This is a genomic window from Aeribacillus sp. JST-2, from assembly GCF_056032925.1.
Window position 1 is genome coordinate 1 of the sequence record NZ_JBVVUU010000037.1, and the last position, 23,179, is coordinate 23,179.

Annotated in this window: 20 protein-coding genes, 1 tRNA gene and 2 pseudogenes; 2 read left to right on the forward strand and 21 right to left on the reverse strand. The window is 39.5% G+C overall.

Annotated elements, in window-relative coordinates; genetic code table 11:
• Positions 1-290 precede the first annotated feature (290 nt).
• Positions 291-563, reverse strand: a complete 273-nt coding sequence (locus AC0KTX_RS13935; protein ID WP_474252730.1) for an ATP-binding protein — start codon at positions 561-563, stop codon at positions 291-293.
• Between the two features lie 278 nt (positions 564-841).
• Between AC0KTX_RS13935 and AC0KTX_RS13940 the strand changes: the two genes are divergently transcribed.
• On the forward strand, positions 842-5,776 hold the full coding sequence (locus AC0KTX_RS13940; protein WP_474252731.1) for a DUF4011 domain-containing protein: 4,935 nt from the start codon (positions 842-844) through the stop codon (positions 5,774-5,776).
• A gap of 345 nt (positions 5,777-6,121) precedes the next feature.
• Here AC0KTX_RS13940 and AC0KTX_RS13945 read toward each other — a convergent pair.
• The 5 genes and pseudogenes from AC0KTX_RS13945 to AC0KTX_RS13965 all read right to left on the reverse strand — a co-directional run bounded on the left by AC0KTX_RS13945 (position 6,122) and on the right by AC0KTX_RS13965 (position 8,655).
• A pseudogene (locus AC0KTX_RS13945) lies at positions 6,122-6,589 on the reverse strand (ATP-binding protein).
• A 102-nt stretch (positions 6,590-6,691) separates the two neighbouring features.
• Positions 6,692-7,428 (reverse strand): annotated as a pseudogene (gene istB / locus AC0KTX_RS13950) (IS21-like element helper ATPase IstB).
• 215 nt (positions 7,429-7,643) lie between these two features.
• Positions 7,644-7,883, reverse strand: coding sequence for a site-specific integrase (locus AC0KTX_RS13955; protein WP_474252747.1), 240 nt, complete (start codon positions 7,881-7,883; stop codon positions 7,644-7,646).
• Between the two features lie 273 nt (positions 7,884-8,156).
• On the reverse strand, positions 8,157-8,381 hold the full coding sequence (locus AC0KTX_RS13960) for a hypothetical protein (RefSeq protein WP_474252732.1): 225 nt from the start codon (positions 8,379-8,381) through the stop codon (positions 8,157-8,159).
• A 198-nt stretch (positions 8,382-8,579) separates the two neighbouring features.
• Positions 8,580-8,655, reverse strand: a tRNA-Arg gene (locus tag AC0KTX_RS13965).
• A gap of 262 nt (positions 8,656-8,917) precedes the next feature.
• Between AC0KTX_RS13965 and clpP the strand changes: the two genes are divergently transcribed.
• Positions 8,918-9,499, forward strand: coding sequence for an ATP-dependent Clp endopeptidase proteolytic subunit ClpP (gene clpP / locus AC0KTX_RS13970; RefSeq protein WP_474252733.1), 582 nt, complete (start codon positions 8,918-8,920; stop codon positions 9,497-9,499).
• Positions 9,500-9,746: 247 nt separating this feature from the next.
• Here clpP and AC0KTX_RS13975 read toward each other — a convergent pair whose 3' ends face one another.
• From AC0KTX_RS13975 to AC0KTX_RS14045, 15 genes are all read right to left on the reverse strand, one after another.
• Positions 9,747-10,004 carry an HPr family phosphocarrier protein gene (locus tag AC0KTX_RS13975; RefSeq protein WP_474252734.1) on the reverse strand — a complete coding sequence of 86 codons (258 nt, stop codon included), beginning with the start codon at positions 10,002-10,004 and terminating at the stop codon, positions 9,747-9,749.
• Positions 10,005-10,046: 42 nt separating this feature from the next.
• Positions 10,047-10,997, reverse strand: a complete 951-nt coding sequence (gene whiA / locus AC0KTX_RS13980) for a DNA-binding protein WhiA (RefSeq protein ID WP_474252735.1) — start codon at positions 10,995-10,997, stop codon at positions 10,047-10,049.
• 30 nt (positions 10,998-11,027) lie between these two features.
• The gene (locus tag AC0KTX_RS13985; protein WP_474252736.1) at positions 11,028-11,981 is read right to left on the reverse strand and encodes a gluconeogenesis factor YvcK family protein; all 954 of its coding nucleotides are present in this window, start codon (positions 11,979-11,981) and stop codon (positions 11,028-11,030) included.
• A gap of 5 nt (positions 11,982-11,986) precedes the next feature.
• Positions 11,987-12,865 (reverse strand): RNase adapter RapZ, encoded by an 879-nt coding sequence (rapZ, locus tag AC0KTX_RS13990; RefSeq protein ID WP_474252737.1) that lies wholly within the window; start codon positions 12,863-12,865, stop codon positions 11,987-11,989.
• Positions 12,866-12,885: 20 nt separating this feature from the next.
• Positions 12,886-13,344 (reverse strand): NUDIX domain-containing protein, encoded by a 459-nt coding sequence (locus tag AC0KTX_RS13995; protein ID WP_474252738.1) that lies wholly within the window; start codon positions 13,342-13,344, stop codon positions 12,886-12,888.
• A gap of 437 nt (positions 13,345-13,781) precedes the next feature.
• Positions 13,782-14,741 carry a thioredoxin-disulfide reductase gene (gene trxB, locus AC0KTX_RS14000; protein ID WP_474252739.1) on the reverse strand — a complete coding sequence of 320 codons (960 nt, stop codon included), beginning with the start codon at positions 14,739-14,741 and terminating at the stop codon, positions 13,782-13,784.
• A gap of 101 nt (positions 14,742-14,842) precedes the next feature.
• Positions 14,843-16,282 carry a tetratricopeptide repeat protein gene (locus AC0KTX_RS14005; RefSeq protein WP_474252740.1) on the reverse strand — a complete coding sequence of 480 codons (1,440 nt, stop codon included), beginning with the start codon at positions 16,280-16,282 and terminating at the stop codon, positions 14,843-14,845.
• Between the two features lie 97 nt (positions 16,283-16,379).
• Positions 16,380-16,994, reverse strand: coding sequence for a bifunctional phosphoribosyl-AMP cyclohydrolase/phosphoribosyl-ATP diphosphatase HisIE (gene hisIE / locus AC0KTX_RS14010; RefSeq protein ID WP_474252741.1), 615 nt, complete (start codon positions 16,992-16,994; stop codon positions 16,380-16,382).
• Positions 16,991-17,749: an imidazole glycerol phosphate synthase subunit HisF gene (gene hisF, locus AC0KTX_RS14015; protein WP_474252742.1), complete on the reverse strand. Its 759-nt coding sequence runs from the start codon at positions 17,747-17,749 to the stop codon at positions 16,991-16,993. Before hisF ends, hisIE begins: the two co-directional genes overlap by 4 nt.
• Entirely contained in the window at positions 17,746-18,480 is a 735-nt protein-coding gene (gene hisA / locus AC0KTX_RS14020) for a 1-(5-phosphoribosyl)-5-[(5-phosphoribosylamino)methylideneamino]imidazole-4-carboxamide isomerase (protein WP_474252743.1), read from the reverse strand. The genes hisF and hisA overlap by 4 nt, the downstream gene beginning before the upstream one ends.
• Positions 18,481-18,488: 8 nt before the next feature.
• Positions 18,489-19,106, reverse strand: a complete 618-nt coding sequence (gene hisH / locus AC0KTX_RS14025) for an imidazole glycerol phosphate synthase subunit HisH (RefSeq protein ID WP_474252748.1) — start codon at positions 19,104-19,106, stop codon at positions 18,489-18,491.
• The gene (hisB, locus tag AC0KTX_RS14030; protein WP_474252744.1) at positions 19,103-19,690 is read right to left on the reverse strand and encodes an imidazoleglycerol-phosphate dehydratase HisB; all 588 of its coding nucleotides are present in this window, start codon (positions 19,688-19,690) and stop codon (positions 19,103-19,105) included. Before hisB ends, hisH begins: the two co-directional genes overlap by 4 nt.
• A complete protein-coding gene (gene hisD / locus AC0KTX_RS14035) occupies positions 19,687-20,979 on the reverse strand; it encodes a histidinol dehydrogenase (RefSeq protein WP_474252745.1) in 1,293 nt (430 codons plus the stop codon). The genes hisB and hisD overlap by 4 nt, the downstream gene beginning before the upstream one ends.
• Entirely contained in the window at positions 20,976-21,614 is a 639-nt protein-coding gene (gene hisG / locus AC0KTX_RS14040) for an ATP phosphoribosyltransferase (protein ID WP_474252749.1), read from the reverse strand. The genes hisD and hisG overlap by 4 nt, the downstream gene beginning before the upstream one ends.
• A gap of 2 nt (positions 21,615-21,616) precedes the next feature.
• Entirely contained in the window at positions 21,617-22,792 is a 1,176-nt protein-coding gene (locus tag AC0KTX_RS14045) for an ATP phosphoribosyltransferase regulatory subunit (protein ID WP_474252746.1), read from the reverse strand.
• Between the last annotated feature and the right edge of the window lie 387 nt (positions 22,793-23,179).

Genomic DNA, 23,179 nt, shown 5'->3' on the forward strand with positions numbered 1-23,179 from the left:
AAACAGAAGGATCAATAAGGTCCTTCTGGGGAATTTTAAACCGGCGATTTTGGGGAAAAAATAATCGGCCTTGACACTGTTCATAAAACTTCGATATGATTTGGAATAATCATTCAGCTCCTTCTTTACTAAATGGGTAGTATCCCATTTCATCTAATGACCAAATCAACCTTCTCCATCCTTTTTCTAAATGCTGATAAACAGTTGTTACGTAAAGCTTGCTCTAATTCCTCAACTATGTGGCAACACGGTAAAACGAACCTCATAACCAAGTTCACAAGCTTTTCTCCCTAGTCTGTGGCTAAATGAGTCTTTTCTGTCCCGGGTGAACCAACTAAAACTACATTTTCTTGATTCTCAATAAATTGTAGGCTACACAAATCCTCTTTGGTTAAGTGAGGAGGGAACCGAAGTTGTTCGGTCCACTCGTAATCATGTAAAATCTTTTTATCTAAGAACTTCGTCTTTTTTATCAAACTGATCGCTCTCGCTTTTTCTCTTAATCTTATTTCCTCCTGAAGTAGCCCATACAAATTGACTATTGTTGCCACCCTTAGGGACATGAACCAACGTCTGATCCACTTTTACTTCTTTATATGCACAAAAATTTAGTACAGGTCTCTGCATTTTTCCTTTGCAAAACTCTGCACTTTTATTTTGCCATACACAGATAAATAATAAGCTGAAAACCACTCAAAATGGTAAAGACCCTTTAATTTTATATTTTGTTAGTGTTATTATTTTAAATGATTACATTATTCAAACAATAATCAGGGTGTTGCTAATAATATTTTATATTGTAGATTCTTAGATAGCTAAGAAAAGGGGGAATATTCCCAATATGAGTGAAAGAAAATTAGATATAAAAATTCATCAATGGAAATCAAGACTATTGGATTTAACAAAAAGAAATCGGTTACTAAATTTTAAATCAAACAAATCAATTATTCGAATACATACTGATATAAATCAATTGTTCAATCTTTTACAGGAGTTTAAAAGTGTTAGAGGGAATTCTCTTGTAAACCTTGAAGAGGAAGCAAATAAATTAATGGATAAATTAATTAAACAAAAAGATGGGGATTTAACTAAGGAAGAGATAAAACAAATAAAGGAAGAAAGTTTTATTAAAACAGTTAGAAAATTTGAAAACCAATTAAACAACATTAGACTAAAAGCAAAATCTTCAATTGATGAAAAGGGAGTCAATACTCTTTACTTAGCCTGTGGATTCCTATATTGGACTGAAGTAGATTATAGTAAGGATATACTTTGTTCTCCATTGTTTTTAATTCCAATCTCTTTATATCGTGAGTCCTCAAAAGACCCATTTTATGTTCAGAAATTAGATGATGAAATTTTGTTAAATCCTGTATTAGAACAAAAGTTTAAACTTGATTACGGTATTTCTTTAACTCCAATAGACCAAGTAGACCAAAGTTCTTTTGATGAATTGTTAAATTACTATAAAAGTGAATTAAAACTAGAACCGTCTTGGAAAATAACGAATGAAGCATATATTGGTTTATTTTCTTTTAGTAAATTAGTGATGTATAAGGATTTTGAGGAATATGAAGACTTAGTAAAATCAAATCAATTTGTACAGTCTTTAGCGGGTATTAAATTAGAGAAAGATGTGTGTAATAGTGAGAATATTGAATCGATTGTTGAATATGACAAAGTTGCAAAATCTGAAGAGTCCTATCAGATATTAGACGCAGATTCTAGTCAACAAGAAGCTATTTTGGCTGCCAAAAATGGGGTAAGCTTTGTAATGCAAGGACCTCCTGGTACAGGAAAGAGCCAAACGATAGCAAATATTATTGCTGAATTTCTTGCAAAAGGTAAAAAAGTATTATTTGTAAGCGAAAAAAAAGCAGCTTTGGATGTTGTGAAGAAAAGACTCGATGAAAGAGGAATAGGGGATTACTGCTTAGATTTACACAATCATAATTCAAACAAAAAGTCAATTCTTGAAGAGTTAGCAAGAACATTATTATTAAAAACTTCACCATCTTATAGTTATAAATCTTTTATTGAATTTGATCAAATAAAGAAACATTTGAATAGTTATGTAAATTCTTTACACACCAAGGTTTCATCGTTAAATGAAACTCCACAAAGAATACATGGAAAATTATCTGAGCTTTATGATCAACCTGATTTACTATTCGAAATACCTAACATAGAGAACTTTGACCACTTTAAGTTAAACGAAATAAAAAATAAATTGCGTTTATTAGAGAGATTAAAACCACTTCTAAAAAGTAAAAATCATCATATATGGAACGGTACATTACTGAAGGAAACTAATTTCGATTTAGAAACTAAAATATCAACCAATTTTAGGGACTTATCAGAGCGTCTATCCCAGGTTTACGTTAGTTTAAGTAACTTAAGTAATAAAGTAGGGATGAAAGATAAAAAGAGAAGCCTAAATTTATTAGATAAAGTTATTCAGATCGGGGATCTCTTAGAAAGAAAGCCTAATAAGTTACACAATAGTTGGTTTACTGATAAAGACAATCAAATGATAAATAAGGTTTTCAATCATTACAAATTACATGAAAGTTTATTTTCTTCATATTTTAAATTGAAGGAAGAATTACTCAAAGGTTATCATGAACAAATTTTACATGTAGATCTAGATGAGGTTAAAGAAATAATTTTTCCAAACCAGAATGTAAATTTAGTGAATGATTATTCTCTATTCGTTAACAGATTATTAAGTAACGAAAGCGAAATCATAAAATGTATTGAGGAAATCGAAAACAGTTATGAAGGATTATTAGATACGAAGAAGAAACTTGAATCCATTATTAAATTTGAATTGTTGTCTTTAAATCTTGGTCAAATTAACATTTTGGATAAAGTTTACAGTGTTATTGATGGCAATGTTAAACCTGCTGAAAAATGGTTTCACACAGAAAATAAAGAGGAAATTAGAAAGCTAATAAAAGAAAATAGAGAATTTTTTACGGAATTCAACGCTCAGTTAGAACAACTAAAAAGTTATTATAATCTTGACATTCTTAAAGAAGATTTAGAAGGTGTTTTAAATAGGTACATCGAGCAATATTCATCTATATTTCGTATTTTTAAAAGTGGTTACAAGCAGGATAGAAATCTGATTCGTTCTTATCAATTAAATGTACAAAAGAACAATTATGATCAGGTAATTAAAGACTTAAGAAACCTTATTCGTTTACGAAATATGCGAAATGAGATTAATAATAAAGATGAATTGCTTAAGGATTATTTGGGAATTAGTTACAAAAAGGAAAAAACAGATTGGGCTAGGTTAGAAGAATACATTGAAAAAATATTTGCGCTTTCTCATCATTTGAAACAAACAGACAATATGGAGAAAATGTTTCAATTTTTGTTAACGTTCGAAGAAGAGGATGTAGCGAATTTTTACGTCATTAAAGAACAATTAAAGAAACTAATTAGCAATATTAAAAACAATGTTGATAATTTGATGAAGTTATGTTCAATCGAAATTCCGAATATCAGAGAAGATACGGACATCCTAAGTTTTAACATTAACGAGCTTAAGGAGCTAATTTTAAAAATAATTTATGCAAAAAACAAAATTAGTCAATATGTCAAGAAATCTAATCCTATAACGACAGAAGATTTAAAAAAGCTGTTTGATTTAGTAAATAATATTAAACAGAAAGAAAGCGAAATCAATTATTTATCAGATACCCTTTATAAATATTATGGCAATTTGTATCACGGATATGAAACCAACTGGGATTATATAGAAGAAGCAATAATATGGGCGATGGAAGCTTATCAATTATTTTCTGGAAATTTTCCACAATGGTTTGTGGAATTATTGAAGAATCATGAGGTAGAAGATTATTTTATCAGTACATGTAAATCATTAAACAATAGCAAAAAATGTTTACTCCAAGGTTTAGATTTCTATAAGGAGATTGTTTCAATATCAGAGAGAAAATTTGATGGTGAAACGCTTAATAGTGCTGGTATCGATAAAGTTGCTGACACAATAAGACTGATGTCCGAACAAACATCAAAGTTAGGGGAATGGATTAAACTTCAAAAAATTTTAGATGAATCATATGAGTTGGGGTTAAAGGAATTTTTGGAAAAGGCTGAATTAATGAATTATGAATTATCATTTGAGCATGTATTTATGAAAAGGTTTTATAAGCTTTGGTTAGATTATGCATACAATAAGATGCCAATTTTAAAAGAGTTTCAAATTACTCAGCATAATAAAATGATTGAAGATTTTAAACAACATGACTTAAAACAAATCGAAATTAATAGTTCAAGAGTACATGAGCTTCTAACTCGGAATAAAGAATTTTACATTGAAAACATCGCGTACAAAACAGCTGAAATAGCTATACTGAGAAGAGAAATTCAAAAACAGAAGCGCCATAAACCAATTCGAAGACTTTTTGCCGAAATTCCCGAGTTATTATTAACTTTAAAGCCTTGTATGATGATGAGCCCATTATCAGTTAGTCAATTTATTGATCCAAATAAGTTAAAATTCGATTTAATCATTTTTGATGAGGCATCACAGTTGAGACCGGAAGATGCAATAGGCTCATTGATAAGGGGAAAACAAGTAATTATTGCTGGAGACGATAAACAGTTACCTCCGACTTCTTTCTTTTCACAACAAATTGAAATAGATGATGAATTTATTGACGAAGAAGATGAGGATCTTTATGAAAGTTTTGAAAGTATTTTGGATGAGTGTTTGCTGTTTATGCCACAAATATCATTAAAATGGCACTATCGCAGTAAACAAGAATCTCTAATTGCTTTTTCAAATAGGGAAATTTACAATAACGAATTATATACTTTCCCTAATTCAATACAAGGAGAACATGACGGAGTATCGCTAGTTTATGTGGAAGATGGAGTGTATGATCGAGGACGTTCAAATCGAAATATTAAGGAAGCTGAAAAAGTCGCACAATTAGTTTTTGAACATATAAAACGTTCTCCAGAACGTTCGTTAGGTGTAATAGCATTTAGCGAGAAACAACAAGAAGCAATTAGAGATAAGATTGATGAAATGAGGGAGAAACATCCAGAATTTGAACAATTTTTTAGTGAAGAATATTTTGAGCCGTTCTTTGTAAAAAATCTGGAAAATGTTCAAGGCGACGAAAGAGATACAATTATAATTAGCATTGGTTATGGGAAAGACGAAAATGGAGTTTTGCATTATAATTTTGGTCCATTAAATAAAGATGGCGGAGAAAGAAGATTGAATGTTGCCATAACACGGGCTAAAAAAGAAATAAAGGTTGTATCGAGCATTCTTGATATTGATTTGGATGATAGTAAACTTAAAAAGCGTGGACCAAAATTGTTAAAAGCATATTTATCTTTTGCTAGAAATAAAGGAAATTTAATTTATATTACTGAAGTTAATAAAGCGGATTTTGATTCTCCGTTTGAAGAGGACGTTTATAATATGTTACAAAAGAGGGGACTTGAACTTCGGAAACAAGTAGGTTGTTCTGGTTACAGAATAGACATTGCAGTAGTTGATCCTGAAAATCCAGGTAGATATATATTGGGAATTGAATGTGACGGTGCAACGTATCATTCGTCTAAAACTGCAAGAGACAGGGATAGACTAAGACAGAGTGTATTGGAGTCATTAGGATGGGAGATAGTTAGAATCTGGTCACAGGACTGGGTAAAGCGTAAAAAGGAAATTACAGATGGGATTGTTAATCAGGTAGAAGACATAATGAATCAACAGGTTACTAAATAGGATAATTGATAAAGAGACTTTTTATGTTCAGTTTGGCAATTGCAGAGTACAGAATTTGGCTGTAATTTATACGGGATATACACAGGATTGACATGGAGCCTCTGTGGGAATGACAGGGTATTTTTGCTAAGTGAGTTTTGCCCCTATTTACCTGAATCATGCTTGCATAGAACCATGTCAAGTCACCTTACATAGGAAATATATTTTGTGTTAAATATAATTCTATATAAGTTGCAATATTTTATCAATCTCCCTCCCCATTAATGGGATAATTTGGATGTTTTGATTTCTTGTCTATAGACAAGAAATCAAAACATTTTGCTTCATAAAATTCCTATCCTTCTATCATTTTTCTTTGCTGTATACTCTGACGAAAAAGATATGATTCTCCATTGAGTAAATGAATATGACAACGAATCGATCAAGTAACGCAGCAGTCATTTTTTCATCCCCGAATATACTTATCCATTCAGTAAATTCGAGATTGGTTGTCAATATGAAACTTGCTAGTTCATATCGACTAGAGAAGAATTGAAATAGTAGCTCTGCCTCTGCTTTTGAAAAGTGAACCTAACCCAACTCATCAATAATGATCACATCGTATTTGAGCCACTTTTTCTCCATTGCTCCAAGTCTATGCTCTTCTTTGGCCATTAACAATTATTCTACTAATGCAGAAGTTGTTATAAACTTGACCTTGTAACCATTTTGAATCATTTCGATTCCTAGTCCGATCGCTAAATGACTCTTTCCCGTACCACTTTTTCCTAAAAAGATGATATTCTCTTTCTTCTCCACGAAGTCACCTTTCACTACCGACCTTTGTTTAAGCTAGGCATTAAACTTGTGTTTGGCAAGTAAAAAATACACAATATGGCTGTGAATTTGTGCACAACCTTGCCAGTTCCCGTATTTTTATCGGTTCTTTTTAGATAGAGCGTGCTGCAATCGATAACTTTCCCCCGTAAAGATGAGAATATGGGCATGGTGCACCAATCGGTCAATGATGGCGGCCGTTAAACGCTTATCCCCCATATATGGTGTTCCATTGTCTGTCCAAATTCCGAGTTCGATGTGACAATAATGCTTGTCTGTTCGTAACACTCGGCAATTAAACTGAACAACAATTCTGCCCCATCTTTATGAAATGGAATAAATCCTAGTTCATCTAAAATGATCAGTTCTGCTTTTTGGATATCTCGAATAAACCGCCCGATCCCTCCGTTGTGCTGCTTTTCTAACAGTTTGGACACTAAGTCCCCGACACGGTAAAAACCAACTTCTTTCCCACGCCGGCAAGCTTCTATACCCAAGGCGATGGAAAGATCGGTTTTTCCGGTTCCCATCGTTCCGATCATCATGATGTTTCGCTTCTTTTCCAAAAACATCAGATCCTTCAGTTCTTCCACTGTTGTGGAAGAAGGCAAGGTGATCAAGGAAGGAAATTCATAGTCCTCTAGTGTTTTCCATTGGCTGAATCCTGCCTTTTTGATGAGTCTTTCGATCTTTGTATTTCTCCTCGATTCCACTTCCGCCTCCAAACATTTCAATAAATATTCCTCGGGAGTATCTGCCGAAATCTGCTCATAGACTTGACCGATATAGCCCAAATTCAGTAGTTTGCAATATTCTTGAATGCGGGAGGTGTTCATCCACTGGCACCTCGCTCTATTAAGGCTTGTAGGATTCCAAGTCTGGATCATACCCCTTGAAGATCTCCGGTGTATGGGTTTCCGGTAATGATTCCAAGGTCGATATCGGGTGCTCTTGGCGATAAAGCGCTTGATAGAGACCCCTTCCTCGTCGAGCAGATGAACCGATGTTTCGGCGATGGCTTGCTCGATTTGTTCGATCGTATATCCCTCTTTCAGCCATCTCGTAATCCGGGATATTCTCTCCTTTCGTTGGTTAAAAATACGTGAGTAACATCTTCGCCGAATTTTTCTTGATTCTCGATAATTAATTGCCGCAGTTCTTCGCGTACTTTCCGATTCATTGGAACGGCTCTAATTTTCCGATTCTTGTTTTTGGAACCGGGCAACATAATAACCGAGTTATCAAAATCGATATCGGATATTTCTAAATTTTCAATCTCGTTTGCTCGCAGTCAGAAATATAGCATCGTTATCATCGCAACATAATCGCGGTAACCTGCAACGCTTGTTTTATCAAAGATTGAAAATAGCCGTTTCAATTGCCGGTCAGAAAATGCAAAAATGGGTTTTTCATCTGTTTGTAGTTTCGGGATGTCTTTGCATGGATTTTCCGTCAAGATTCCCTCTTTAACTAGTCGCGAAAATATAGATTTTACCCCACCAAGTCTGATATTGACTGTTCCGGCTGCCAGTCCATCTATTTGCATGCGTTGTCGTATGTATTTTCAAAAATCTTCTCGTGTTACGTCAAAAACATTTTCCTTTCCGATTATTTTGAAAAATTCTCGCCAGTTTCTGCGGTAATCATTAATCGTCCGATCTCGATAGTTTTCCGTTTCAAAAATACGGATTATCTCCTCAAGCGCTTTTTCATAATGAAGATTTTTCCTGCTAATTTCGTACTTAATGCCCGCTTCGCGCCGTTTTACTATCCCTCGTTTTTTACGCAATAAAAAAACCTCCCGTTTTTAATTACGGAAGGTTTAGCGTTGTTCACGGTACCGACACATACGAGGCGACGCTTACAGTATGGAAATGCTAGAGACGTTTTCATGGAACGGTGTCTTTCCCGTTCAACCTGCGTCTTAAATTTCGCCTAAAATTTCGGTGTCTCTTTCCCGTCATATCAACGTTTTCAGCTTATTTGACGCGCTCGGAGGGACTCGAACCCCCGACGGACGTGGTACCGGAAACCACCGCTCTATCCAACTGAGCTACGAGCGCATTTCTTTAAATGTCACGATCAATATTATAATCGATTATGATTCTACATGCAAGCATTATTTCATCCCCATGTTTTTGTTTTTTGCCAAACGGCTTGGCTGGTGAATTTTCATTTGTCTTCTGTTTGAAAATCAGAAAATTCGGGTATGATGTTTAAATGGATTCCTCGGAACAAATAGAGTTTTTTTGTTTGACCTTTATTGACCTTCTGTGTATGATGAGATAGAAGGAATCTTTAACATCTGTTAAGGGAGGAAAAATCATGAATTTAATACCGACTGTTATCGAACAAACAAACCGTGGGGAACGAGCTTACGATATTTATTCAAGATTGTTGAAAGACCGCATTATTATACTCGGTACGCCAATCGATGATCATGTGGCGAACTCGATTGTAGCTCAGCTTCTCTTTTTAGAAGCCGAAGATCCTGAAAAAGATATTTCCCTCTACATCAACAGCCCTGGCGGATCGATCACCGCAGGAATGGCCATTTACGATACAATGCAGTTTATCAAACCGGATGTATCGACAATGTGCATCGGCATGGCGGCATCCATGGGAGCATTTTTATTGGCAGCAGGGGCAAAAGGAAAACGGTTTGCACTTCCAAACAGTGAAGTCATGATCCACCAGCCGCTCGGAGGAGCGCAAGGGCAAGCAACAGATATTGACATTGCCGCAAGACGCATCCTTTCATTGCGCGATAAATTGAACAAAATCTTAGCGGAAAACACCGGCCAGCCTCTTGAAGTCATTGAAAGAGATACGGACAGAGACAATTTCATGTCGGCCGAACGGGCAAAAGAATACGGCTTAATTGATAAAGTGTTGGTGAGAGAATAAACAGCCGAACGGGGCTGTCCCAAAAAGGGAATTCCTTTAAATTCGGTATTTCAACGTTATTACATGAAAAAAGGGGATCTCTAAGTCGAAAAATTGACTTATGAGACAGCCGCTGCCGTTTGCCATGTAAAAACGATTTCGACTTGAACACTTTATATAAAAACAACCCCACAGAAAACTCGTTGGATTCTGTGGGGTTTTGCGTTTGCAGCAATCCTTTTAATACTTCAAAAGGAAGAGGTGTAGATCAGTCTTCTTTTTGCACAAATTTGATCAGCGCCTCAATCGCTTCCTCTTCATCTTTCCCATTTGCGGATAATGTAATCACAGAACCGCTGTTAATGGCCAAGCTCATCAAACCCATGATGCTTTTGGCATTCACTTTTTTTCCGTCCTTTTCCAAAAAGATATCGGACGAGAAACGGTTTGCTTCTTGAACAAACAATGCGGCTGGACGCGCTTGCAAACCTGTTTTTAATGTTACTTCGACTTGTTTCTCTATCATTGTTTCAACCTCCTTCCCGTAAAAATATTTCTTGTCAATATATTATTTAAATGAAACCGTTTCGCCTGCCCGAAGCTTATTGGCGATTTCATCAAGCTTTCTTAACCGATGATTAATGCCTGATTTGCTGATTTTTCCGCTCGAGACCATTTCACCGAGCTCTTTCAACGTGACATCCTGATACATAACACGAAGTTCGGCAATTTCCCTCAATTTTTCGGGGAGCGCCTCTAACCCGATTTTTTCATCAATCAACTTAATATTTTCCACTTGGCGAATGGCTGCACCAATCGTTTTGTTTAAGTTGGCGGTTTCACAATTGACAAGCCGATTGACGGAATTTCTCATATCACGGACGATTCGCACATCTTCAAAACGGAGCAAAGCTTGGTACGCACCGACCAATGTCAAAAACTCTCCGATTTTTTCCGCTTCTTTTAAGTAAGTAATGTATCCCTTTTTTCGTTCCAACGTTTTGGCATTTAAATGAAACGTATTCATCAGGCTGCACAGCGAATCGTTATGCTCTTTATATAAAGAGGAGATTTCCAAATGGTAGGAGGAAGTTTCCGGGTTGTTCACGGATCCCCCCGCTAAAAATGCTCCGCGTATATAAGAGCGCTTGCAGCATTTTTTTTTCACCAGTTCAGACGAAATTTGATGGTTAAATGTAAAGGCTTCACCTAATATATGCAAATCCTGCAAAATTTCCTTAACCTGTTCAGCCATTCTGACAATATAAACGTTGTTCTTTTTTAGCTTCATTTTTTTCCGGACGAGAAGTTCGATCGGGACATCGTATTTCTTTTTTGTCAGCGTATAAATGCGCCTTGCGATCGCTGCGTTTTCGGTTTGGATGTCCAAAATCATTTTCCGATTTGAAAAAGACAACGATCCGTTCATGCGGATGAGCGCAGACAATTCCGCTTTTAAACAGCAAGGCTTGACTTCCAGCGCCGTCAGCTCTTTTTTCGTCTCAGAAGCGAAGGACATTTTTGCATCAGCCCTTTCCGACTACAAATCTTAATCAAGCAAACGAAATAATATATTGGCCACTTTGTTTGTATCATGGCGGATGACATTGTTTTCGCAACAAACCATATGATCCTGAACTACTTGAAGCCCAATCTTTTCAAGAGATGGAGCATCTGCTTGAACAGGAAAAGCCGCCTCTTTTTCATAGCGCTTTTGTATGTATTCAGGAATTTCACCGTTGTTGACGAGAACCACATCAATAAAAGGACAACCTAAATGATCGTAAAGGGCTTTGACATGATCGCTCGCCGTATAATTGGATGTCTCTCCCGCCTGAGTCATCACATTGCAAATGTATACTTTTTTGGCGGGTGATTTGCAAACTTCCTCTCCTATTTTAGGAACAAGCAAATTCGGCAGAATGCTTGTATATAAGCTTCCCGGTCCAAAGATGATCATATCTGCCCCGCGAATCACTTCAATCGTTTCCGGAAGGGGTTCGACATGATCCGGGGTTAGAAAAACCCGTTTTATTTTTTTTCCGGAAACAGGGATTTTCGATTCGCCGGTAATAATCGTTCCATCCTCCATTTCCGCATTCAAGACCACACTGCGGTTAGCCGCCGGCAAAACGGTTCCGCGAACGTTCAACACCTTGCTCATTTCGCGGATGGCCAGCACAAAATCGCCGGTAATGTTGGTCATCGCCGCCAAAATCAAGTTTCCTAAAGAATGTCCTGTCAAATCATTTCCATTTTTAAAGCGATGTTGAAACAGTTCTTCGATCAGCGGTTCCACATCAGAAAGGGCTGCTAGCACATTGCGAATATCCCCCGGAGGCGGAATTTTCAATTCATCCCGGAGCCTTCCGGAACTTCCTCCGTCATCGGCAACCGTTACAATAGCAGTTATTTCAAAAGGTTTCCGTTTTAACCCCCGAAGAAGAACGGACAGACCCGTCCCGCCCCCGATGATGACAACTTTGGGTTTTTCCTTCCTCATAATAATCAAAATTTTCTCCTTTCAATGTCCCGATGTGAAACATGAACTTTAAAGCTTTTGCGAAAATAATCTCCGATATATTCCGCCAATGTTACAGAGCGATGTTGACCGCCTGTACAGCCAATCGCAATAACAACTTGGCTTTTTCCCTCCCTTTTGAAATGAGGAATCATAAACGCCAGCAAATCGATAAGCTTTTCTAAAAATTTTGAGGTCTCTGGCCACTTCAGCACATAGGAGGAGACTTCTTCATCAAGTCCCGTTTTGGGACGCATATTTTCGATGTAATGGGGATTTGGGAGAAAGCGGACGTCAAATACTAAATCCGCATCAATCGGCAAACCGTATTTAAAGCCAAAGGACACTACGTTGACAGTAAAAGTTTGGCCTTCGTTTTCAGCAAACTGTTTGACAATTTTTTCTCTTAATTCACGGGGTTTTAAATTTGACGTATCATATACAATTTGCGCCCTTCCTTTTAATTCTTCCAACATTTCCCGTTCAAGGCGGATGCCTTCAAGAGGGAGACCTTTCGTTGCCAACGGGTGGGATCTTCTCGTTTCTTTATAGCGGCTTACCAAAACTTGGTCGTTGGCGTCAAGAAATAATATTTGCGGCGTAATCCAAGGAATATCGTTAATTTCTTCAAGCGCTTGGTTGAGGGATTCAAAAAATTCCCTGCCCCGCAAATCCATTACAACTGCCACTTTATTCATTTTGTTGCTTGATTCTTTCATTAGTTCAAGAAATTTCGGCAGCAGAGTTGGCGGAAGATTGTCAACGCAAAAATAGCCAAGATCTTCAAAGCTCTGAATGGCTACTGTTTTTCCCGCGCCGGACATTCCTGTAATGATCACCATTTGAATATTTGTTCCTTCACTCATTGCTAAAAGCCCCCCGATTTTTATTGCGGATCCAGCCGATAAGCCAACAATTGAAAGTCAGATGTGTATGTAAATGTTCCATAAAGAATTCCCGAACCTTTTAACATATAATCAATAATGTGGTAATCCCCAGGTGCCATCGGAAGCTTATGAATGTCTTCAATTTTATGCCAGGCAAGCTTACCCTCTTCTGTCTCGGCGGCATTTTCCCCGTTAAATTCTGTTGCAAAAAATGTAAACATCATCCACTCTTGAACAACCTTGTCCCCTTCTTTGATAATCATCGTGAAGATCCCTTTGATTTTGGGGTTTTTTAAATAAATGCCTGTTTCTTCCCTAAATTCTCTCACAACGGCTTCTTTAATCGACTCTCCACTTTCCATTTTTCCGCCTGGAGCGACCCACCAGTTGCGGCGAGGCTTCTGAAGCAGGAGCAGTTGACCGTCGTGAACTAAAACACAGTTTGTCACTCTTTGCAAAATACGTTCACCCCTAAGTTGCTAAGCCTCAAAATTAAATACATCAGATTCCTTTCATTATACTATTATATGCTGTTTTTGCTCAACGCAGTTGCTCAAAATGGGAGTATTTTTTGAAATTTCGGTGTTTGGTCAGCTTTGATGAAAATAGAAAACGGCTTTCTGCCCGTATCATAAGTTTTCAGGCGAAAGAATTTTTTATGCCAGTCGGCAGCTGGTTTCTCTTTTTGGGGGCTCAGCGGCTTTTGACTAATCTTCGATTGGCCATGGAATAACTGCCGATGGCTTATGAAGTTCATGCAATGAAAAAAGGAGCATGGGAAGGGTCACCCATGCTCTAAGTCTATATTATAAAAGGGGGTCAATTACTACCATTATAGTAACCGAATTTTATTGCAACGATGTTACATTACAATTAAATGACGATTACGATTTTGTTAATGAGTTTTTTCTGCTTGTTTTAGCTTTTCTTTCAATTCTTCCACATAAACTTGAGCAGATTGAGCTGCAATACTTCCGTCGCCGGTCGCGGTAACAATTTGGCGTAGCGGTTTTTCCCGGATATCCCCGGCAGCAAAAATGCCTGGAACTTTCGTTTCCATCTTCTCATTTGTTTCAATATATCCAGCTTCATTCGTAATGCCGAGATTTTCAAACGGTTTGGAAAGAGGAACCATTCCAATGTAAATAAACACACCATCAATTTCTTTTTCCGTTTCTTCACCTGTTTTCGTATGAACAAGCGTGACTTTGCCGACTTTTCCATCGACCTCATGAATTTCTTTAACGGTATGATTCCAGACGAAATCCACCTTTTCATTGTCAAATGCGCGCTGCTGCAAAATTTTTTGCGCACGCAGTTGATCTCTGCGATGAACGATCGTTACTTTGTTGGCAAACCGGGTTAAGTAAACACCTTCCTCGACAGCAGAATCTCCGCCGCCGACGACGATTAAATCTTTTCCTTTGAAGAAAGCCCCGTCACATACGGCGCAATATGATACCCCGCGGCCGCCCAATTCTTTTTCACCGGGGACGCCGAGTTTTTTATATTCAGCTCCTGTCGCGATAATGACAGATCTTGTTTTAAATTCTTTATTGGAAGTTTTGACGATTTTATATTCACCTTCGTCAATTATCTCTTTGACATCGCCATAAGCATATTCCGCACCAAATTTTTTGGCATGTTCAAACATCTTGTTGGATAGTTCAGGACCTAATATATGATCAAATCCCGGATAATTTTCTACATCTTCCGTATTGGCCATTTGTCCCCCCGGAACTCCTCTTTCAATCAATAGCGTTGAAAGATTGGCCCTTGCCGTGTAAACAGCTGCGGTCAATCCGGCAGGTCCTGCTCCAGCAATGATGCAATCATAAATTTTTTCTTCAGACACGAGACTCAACTCCTCATTATAATTTCAATCACAATATGACAAATTTATTATTCCCTACATCCTATCCTATATAAAATAAATGCCTCGTGCTATTGATTTGCTCACACATCCAATTTTTTGGCAACCTGAATGTACTTCGATAATGTAGAATCACTGATGTCAAACCGTTTGGCACAATCGGCCTGAGTTATTTTTCTTCCCATTTTCTTCGTCCACAAATAATGAACAGCTGAAGCCCATGCTTTGACATTGCGGAATTTAATATCTTCCTCATACGCCTTGATAAACAATTGAAACCAATATAATGCAAGCAATTCCCCTTCCATTGTTTGTTCCATTAAACAATCGGCCACATGAAAAGCGAATTGAACGGCGGATGAACCGGATGGCTTTTCGCCGTTTAAAACAGCCAATACATATTGAATCGCCGTTTTTTCCAAAATGGTTTCAAACTGCTGTTCATCCATGAGTTTCTTTCGTTGATTCGTCTTCATGGCATAATAAATCGAGAGCAAACGCTCCGGAATATTATCCCGATTGGAATCGTTTTGAGCATTCCAAGGTTCTGCTCCGTCTTTCAGCGGATTTATTTCAAGAACCTTTTTCCATATTTTTTTGGCTAAGTTTTGCTGTCCTATAAAATAAGCAGAATAAGAAAGCCAATAATAGAAAGTGTCGTCTCCTTCAAACCCTTTTCGATACAATGGATACAGCTTTTGAAAAGCAAGCCGGTAATATCCTATGAGAGCAAAGGTAGCGCCTAATTTATATTGATGCTCAAACAGGATCGGGTAAACTCCCTTCAGCATATTGACTAGTGAATGAACCTGTGCGTCATCGCCTTCATAATAAGAAAAAACTAAAAGATTGCATAAGGCATGCAAGTTTCCCGGGTTTTTTTGAAGAATGCGGAAGATCACGCGTTTGGCTAGGTCAACTTCTCCTGAATAAAAGTGAGCAAGGGCTTTGTTATTATGTGCGGACCAAAATTCCGGATAATCGGCGATGATTTCATCTAACAAAGAAATCGCTTGGCGAAATTGTCCGTTTTCAAGAAAGAACCGTGCTTTTTCTTGTTTCTCAATCAGATTTTCCGGATATTCTATCGAATCCTCTACCTGAACATCCATTTCCAGCATATCCAACAGCTCATTGTTTTCTTCGGCAAATATCCCTTTTGGCGCTTTTTCATGATAAAGCAAGGCATATTGATAGGCTTTTTGGAACAATCCGAGATGTGCATAATTGTTTGCCAAAAAATAATAGCATTCTATCGAATCTTGATTCATATGATGGAGAATATATGTTAATAATTCATTGGATTTCTCATATTCTCCTAATTCCGTATAAATGGATGCCAGCCGATGCATCATTTCTTCGTTGTCCGGTTCCAGTTCAACCGCGCGTTTCACAAGCTTTGAAGCGAGCCTTAAATCTTTTTTTCGGTAGGCTTTTAAACCCATTCGGTAAAAGGACTCACTGTCTTGAAAAAAACGTACAATTTTGGAATCCCCGTCTCTTTTTCTTTTGCGATTTCCCACTCAAATCCTCCATTTCACTTTAGTTGCCGAAGGATAGTATAACACAACTTATATACATAAAAAACTATCAATTAATGGCGTAGCCAAACCCCGCCGATCATTTTTTATGTCTTTCTCTCAGCACGTTTAATACTTCATCAAGAGGAAGCTTTTGCTCCCGCAGCAGGACGAGCAAATGGAACAGCAAGTCAGCCGCTTCCCATTTCAGTTCTTCGTGGCTCCGGTTTTTGGCGGCAATGATGACCTCTGAAGCTTCCTCGCCGACTTTTTTCAAAATTTTATCAATTCCTTTTTCAAACAAATACGTTGTATAAGAACCTTCAGGACGCTCCGCTTCACGCTTAGCAATGACTTCTTCCAGCTGATTGATGATGTCAAACCGATCTCCTTGCAAACTCCCTTCGGCTTTTGAAAAACAGCTGTATTGTCCTGTATGGCAAGCCGGTCCGTTCGGAACCACCAACACAACAAGGGCATCTTTATCACAATCATAGCGAATTTCTTTCACTGTCTGTGTATTTCCGGATGTTTCCCCTTTATGCCAGAGCTCCTGCCGGGAACGGCTGAAAAACCATGTTTCTTTCGTTTCTAGGGTTTTTTCTAGCGCCTCTTTATTCATATAAGCAACAGTTAATATTTCCTTGCTGACAGCATCTTGGACGACTGCAGGTATCAGCCCTTGTTCATTAAATGTTAATTCTGAAATATTCATCTGACATTCACTCCTTCATTTCGCAAAAACTTTTTCACTTCTCCCACTGATGTTTCCTTATAATGAAAAATGGACGCTGCCAAGGCTGCGTCAGCTTTGCCGTCCCGGAACACTTTGAGGAAATCGGCCGCTTTTCCTGCACCGCCGGATGCAATGACGGGAACCGATACAGCTTCGCTAATCATTTTCGTTAATTGGATGTCAAAGCCGGATTTCCCGCCATCTTGGTCCATGCTTGTTAACAAAATCTCCCCGGCGCCTCTTTTTACAGCTTCTCTCGCCCAATCCACCGCATCCCATTCAGTTTCTTTCCTTCCGCCGTGGGTATAGACACGATAGCGGCCCCGTTCTTCGTCATATTTCGCATCAATGGCGACAACAATGCATTGGCTGCCGAAATAATCCGCCCCTTCGGTAATCAGCAAAGGATTTAAAACGGCTGACGTATTGATTGACACTTTATCAGCGCCGGCCCGCAAAATTTTTTTCATGTCTTCCAAGGAATTGATGCCGCCGCCAACTGTGAAAGGGATGGCCAAAGTTGCCGCCACCCGTTCCACGACGTCGATCATTGTCTTTCTTCCTTCATGGGAAGCTGAAATATCAAGAAAAACCAGTTCGTCGGCTCCCTCTTCATCATACACTTTCGCAAGCTCAACAGGGTCTCCGGCATCCTTCAACTGTACAAATTGCACGCCCTTCACAACTCTGCCGTCCTTTACGTCTAAACAAGGAATAATGCGTTTTGTGATCATGCCTCGCCCACCTCTTTCAATGCTTCACGGAGCCGAATATTCTTCGTATATAGGGCTTTCCCGATGATCGCCCCTTTTACGCCTTCCTTCTCATGTTCTTTTAAAATTTTTACATCATCAATGGAACTTACCCCGCCGGAAGCGATGACGGTTTTTCCAGTTGCTTTTGCCATTTCCGCGACTGCATTTACATTTGGACCCGAGAGCATGCCGTCTGTGGCAATATCGGTAAAAATAAACGTTTCCGCCCCGCTTTTGGCCATTTCCCTTCCTAAATCAACCGCTTTTACTTCGGACGTTTGCAGCCAGCCTTCCGTCGATACGTAACCATTTTTCGCATCGATGCCGATGGCGATTTTCCTTCCATATATATCAAGCATCTTTTCAACAAACGGCCTGTTTGAAATGGCGGAACTTCCTAAAATAACACGGGAAACACCGTTTGCCAAATATTCATAAACATCCCTTTCCGTGCGGATGCCTCCGCCAACTTGGACACATACATCCAGTTCCTTTGCCACTCTAATGACATGTTCATGATTCACCCGTTTCCCTTGTTTTGCTCCATCTAAATCTACCATATGAATCCAGTCAGCACCCTCATCAACAAAGGACGCTGCTATGTCAAACGGGGAATCGCCATAAACTGTTTCTTGATTGTAATCGCCTTGGAGCAGACGGACGCATTTCCCGCCGCGTATATCAATTGCCGGATAAATTGTAAAAGCCATAAATAACGTCACATCCCTGCTACAAATGTTAAATAATTTCGCAAAATAGCCAATCCGAGTTTTCCGCTTTTTTCAGGATGGAATTGGCACCCGAAAACATGTTGATTGCCGACGACCGCAGGGACTGTTACCCCATATTCCGAACTGGCAATCACAATGTCCTCGTCATTCGTTACGGCATAATAAGAATGAACAAAGTAAACATAATCCTCCTTAAGGCCTGATAAAAGAGGATGGTCGCGGTGAAACGTTAATTTATTCCACCCCATATGCGGCACTTTCAATTCTTCACCTGGGATTCTTTTCACTTGCCCGTTTAAAAAACCGAGGCCTTCCGTCCATCCGTTTTCTTCGCTTTCGTTGAACAAAAGCTGCATCCCAAGGCAAATGCCTAATAGAGGTTTTCCTTTTCCCACTTCTTCTTTTAGGAAATCAGCGATCTTGGATTCCGTTAAAATGGCCATCGCATCTTTAAAGGCGCCGACGCCGGGCAAAATGTATGCCTTCGCCTTTTGAAGCATTGATAAATCACTGGAAACAACATACTCAGCATTCATCCGTTCCAGCGCTTTCGAGACGCTGTATAAATTCCCCATGCCGTAATCAATAACTCCAATCATGGTTATAACATCCCTTTCGTTGACGGTACCCCTTTAACGCGGGGATCGATCATCGTTGCTTCATCAAGCGCTCTACCTAATGCTTTAAACACTGCTTCGATCATATGGTGAGTGTTGATCCCGTAATGGATGATTACATGCAAATTCATGCGGGCTTCAAGAGCAAGCTTCCACAAAAATTCATAAACGAGCTCCGTATCAAACGTTCCGACTTTATTGTTCGGTAAATCGCCCCGCATTTCGAAATGGGGCCGGTTGCTTAAATCAATGACTACCTGCGCCAATGCGTCATCCATCGGAACAAAGGCATGTCCATACCTTTTGATTCCTTTTTTATCGCCAAGCGCTTCCCTTATTGCCTGACCTAAGCAAATCCCGATATCCTCTGTTGTATGGTGGTCATCAATTTCCACATCGCCATTTGCATCCACTGATAAATCAAAATGGCCGTGTTTTGCGAAAAGATCCAGCATATGAGTTAAAAATGGAACGCCTGTTTCAAGATTCGTTTTGCCTTCTCCATCGATAGAAAATGACAGCTTAATATCCGTTTCCTTTGTTGTGCGGGTAATCGCCGCCGTTCTTGTCATTTTGGCTGATCCTCCTTTTTTGCTAGACGTGCTTCAATCGCTCTGGCGTGGGCTTCCAGCCCTTCAAATCGGGCAAAGCTGGCAATTTTTGAAGCGTTTCTGCGAAATGCAGCTTCACTGTAGGAGATAATGCTTGACTTCTTCATAAAATCATCTACATTGAGAGGGCTGGAAAATCTCGCTGTACCGTTTGTCGGCAGGACATGGTTCGGTCCGGCAAAATAATCCCCTACAGGCTCCGAGCTGTATCGGCCTAAAAAAACAGCACCTGCATGCTTAATTTTCGGCAGGACGTCCGCCGGGTTTTCTGTCATAATTTCCAAATGCTCCGGAGCAAGTTCATTGACAATCTCTGCCGCATGATCAAGACATTCCGCCACGTAAATTTTCCCGAACCGTTCAATAGAAGCAGAGGCAATTTCTTTACGCGGAAGTGTTGCCAATTGTTCTTCCACTTCTTTTTGTACAGCTTCCGCCAATTGCACGGAAGGCGTAACAAGCACGCTTGAAGCCAGACGATCGTGCTCCGCCTGAGACAATAAATCAGCTGCTACCTCACGGGGAATAGCTTTGTCATCAGCTAATACAACAATTTCACTCGGCCCTGCAATCATATCAATGGCTACCGAGCCAAATACTTCACGCTTCGCCAAAGCGACAAAAATATTGCCGGGGCCGACAATTTTATCAACCGAATGAATCGTTTCCGTCCCGTAGGCAAGAGCCGCAATCGCTTGGGCGCCGCCAACTTTGTATATTTCCGCCACACCTGCTTCGTTTGCGGCGACCAGCACTTCAGCGGGCAGTTTGCCGCTTTGATCAGGAGGTGAAGTCAGTACGATTCGGCCGACGCCGGCCACTTTTGCCGGAATGACATTCATCAACACGGAAGAAGGATAGGCAGCCGTGCCGCCCGGTACATATACGCCAACTGAATCAATGGGTGTCAGTTTTTGGCCGAGCATCGTGCCGTCATCATCAAAATAAAACCAAGATTCCCGTTTCTGTTTTTCGTGGAACCGATAAATGTTTTCCCGAGCTTCTTTTATAATGGCAACAAAATCGCTGCCAACCGCTTCATATGCACGGTGAATTTCCTCTTCCTGCACCTTTAAAGAAGAGAGGGCGGCTCCGTCAAAACGCTCCGTGTATTCCAATAACGCTTTGTCCCCGTTTTCGCGAACATTGGCAATGATTTCTTTGACAATGTTGCGCTGCTCTTCTGTGCCGGCATCGATCGACCTTTTCAAGGAAAGCTTTTCATCCTTTGAAACGCTGACGATTTTCAATCTTCATCCTCCCCTTCTTTGGCCACTGTTTTGGCAAGACGTTCAACGAGCAAGTCAATTTGCCGATCCTTCATGCGATAACTCACTGGGTTGACAATTAAACGGGAAGTTACATCGGCAATATGTTCAAGCTCCACCAATCCGTTTTCTTTCAATGTCTGTCCCGTTGAAACGATATCGACGATCCGATCAGCCAGCCCAATTAATGGCGCCAGTTCAATTGACCCGTTTAAATGGATGATTTCCACTTGTTCGCCTTGTTCACGAAAATATTTGGAAGCGACATTCGGATATTTTGTTGCCACTCTCGGAGCAACATCACTCATCTTTGTATTGGGAAGCCCCGCTACCGCCAAATGGCATTTGCTTATTTTCAGATCAAGTACTTCGAATACATCCCGTTCCTCTTCCATCATGACGTCTTTGCCGGCAATCCCTACATCAGCCACTCCGTGTTCTACATATGTTCCGACGTCCATCGGTTTGGCCAATATGAAGCGGATGTTTTCTTCCGGAACATTTAAAATCAGCCGCCGCGACTCATCAAATTCATCAGGAAGCTGATAACCCGATTTTCTGATTAAATCGGCCGCTTCCGAAAAAATCCTTCCTTTCGGCATTGCAATTGTCAACATACTCATTTTTCTCTCACCTTTCCTGGTTTGCCAAGAAAATATAATATATCTGTGAATTTTTCCACAAACTTGTCAATTTGGTCAACACCAGAAATGTCCTGCATAACTACCTGTTTTCCTTCTTTCCGAAGATTCATTGCCTGTTGAAAAGCTTCTTTGCGCTGCTCTTGGCTAAAAATGACAGCATAACGTTCCCTGTCCGCCTCTAAATCGCCAAGGGCTTCGAGCAAACGATCCAAACGGATGCCAAAACCTGTAGCAGGAGCAGAGCGGTTAAATTTTTCCAACAGTTGGTCATAGCGGCCGCCGCTTCCGATCGGCAATCCGACGCCATCTGCATGAAGTTCAAAAAGGATGCCGGTGTAATAGTTCATATGGCTGACAATGTTCAGTTCCAGTTTCATATATTGATTTACTTCATAGGCATCAAGTTGAACGAACAACTGTTTCAAATCTTCAAGCGCTTTTTTTCCTTCTTCAGAGGAGACAAGATCCATCGCTATATCGGCCTGCTCAATTCCACCTCTTAATTCAATCACTTTTATCAAGCGTTCTTTATCAATGGTCGAAAGGGGGAGATTTTTAACATGTTCACGATAGCCGACAAAGTTTTTTTCATATAAATAGCGGCGCAGTTTTTCAGCTCGTTCTTCTTTTCCTAAAATTTCAGCAAACAAAGCATTGATAAAACCGATATGGCCAATGGAAATTTTGAAATCTTCCAATCCACTATTTTTCAGGGAATAGATCATCAAGGCAATCGCTTCCGCATCGGCACTGGTCGTTTCATCGCCGATCAATTCGATGCCAATTTGCTCAAATTCAGCGGGACGTCCGCCTTCATGCTGCTGAGCTCGAAATACATTGGCCGAATAGGCAAGCCTTAACGGCAAAAATTCCTTCATCAGTTTCGAAGCCGCCACCCTCGCAATTGGCGCGGTCATATCCGGTCTTAACACAAGTGTATGCCCTTGACGATCAAGCAGTTTAAACAACTGCTGCTCTAATATTGCAGATTGAACCCCGACCGTTTCATAAAACTCCAGCGTCGGTGTTTCAAGAAATTCGTAACCCCAGCTTTCGATGACGTTCATCATTTTTTTTCGTACCTTTTCTTTTATCACATATAAGCCCGGCAATGTATCCCGCATGCCTAAAGGCTTTTCAAACATAAACAATCGCTTGCACCTCCAAAGGACGTTCACTTTAGTTCGCTAATATGTTACCATACTACCAAAATAAAGATAAATATTCAATAGTAAAATGATTAACATTTAGAAAATGATCCATGTTGCGTTCCACTGCGAAACAGCTGCCGTTTTTTAGTTTTCTATACTCATGATGGTCTTTTAAGTAACATAACAATCGAAAATCTTAACTAAATTCAAAAAAAATGCCCCAGGTCTTTGGCAGCGATTTCTGGAAGCCAAATACCAAAAAGTCCTGCGGTAATATGTCAAGGTGAAAAATCATAGAAATTGGAAATTCCCTTGTCCGATGATCCGAAAAAAGGCAATACTGAAGAAACCCAGTATTGGTACATGTAATAAACTGGGTCTAAAGGT

Bases quoted from the DNA above. Each gene is read 5' to 3' on its own strand.
- AC0KTX_RS13935 (WP_474252730.1), bottom strand. From the start codon at position 563: ATGTCCCTAAGGGTGGCAACAATAGTCAATTTGTATGGGCTACTTCAG.
- AC0KTX_RS13940 (WP_474252731.1), top strand. From the start codon at position 842: ATGAGTGAAAGAAAATTAGATATAAAAATTCATCAATGGAAATCAAGA.
- clpP (WP_474252733.1), top strand. From the start codon at position 8,918: ATGAATTTAATACCGACTGTTATCGAACAAACAAACCGTGGGGAACGA.
- AC0KTX_RS13975 (WP_474252734.1), bottom strand. From the start codon at position 10,004: ATGATAGAGAAACAAGTCGAAGTAACATTAAAAACAGGTTTGCAAGCG.
- whiA (WP_474252735.1), bottom strand. From the start codon at position 10,997: ATGTCCTTCGCTTCTGAGACGAAAAAAGAGCTGACGGCGCTGGAAGTC.
- AC0KTX_RS13985 (WP_474252736.1), bottom strand. From the start codon at position 11,981: ATGAGGAAGGAAAAACCCAAAGTTGTCATCATCGGGGGCGGGACGGGT.
- rapZ (WP_474252737.1), bottom strand. From the start codon at position 12,865: ATGAGTGAAGGAACAAATATTCAAATGGTGATCATTACAGGAATGTCC.
- hisIE (WP_474252741.1), bottom strand. From the start codon at position 16,994: ATGAATATTTCAGAATTAACATTTAATGAACAAGGGCTGATACCTGCA.
- hisF (WP_474252742.1), bottom strand. From the start codon at position 17,749: ATGATCACAAAACGCATTATTCCTTGTTTAGACGTAAAGGACGGCAGA.
- hisA (WP_474252743.1), bottom strand. From the start codon at position 18,480: ATGGCTTTTACAATTTATCCGGCAATTGATATACGCGGCGGGAAATGC.
- hisB (WP_474252744.1), bottom strand. From the start codon at position 19,690: ATGACAAGAACGGCGGCGATTACCCGCACAACAAAGGAAACGGATATT.
- hisG (WP_474252749.1), bottom strand. From the start codon at position 21,614: ATGTTGACAATTGCAATGCCGAAAGGAAGGATTTTTTCGGAAGCGGCC.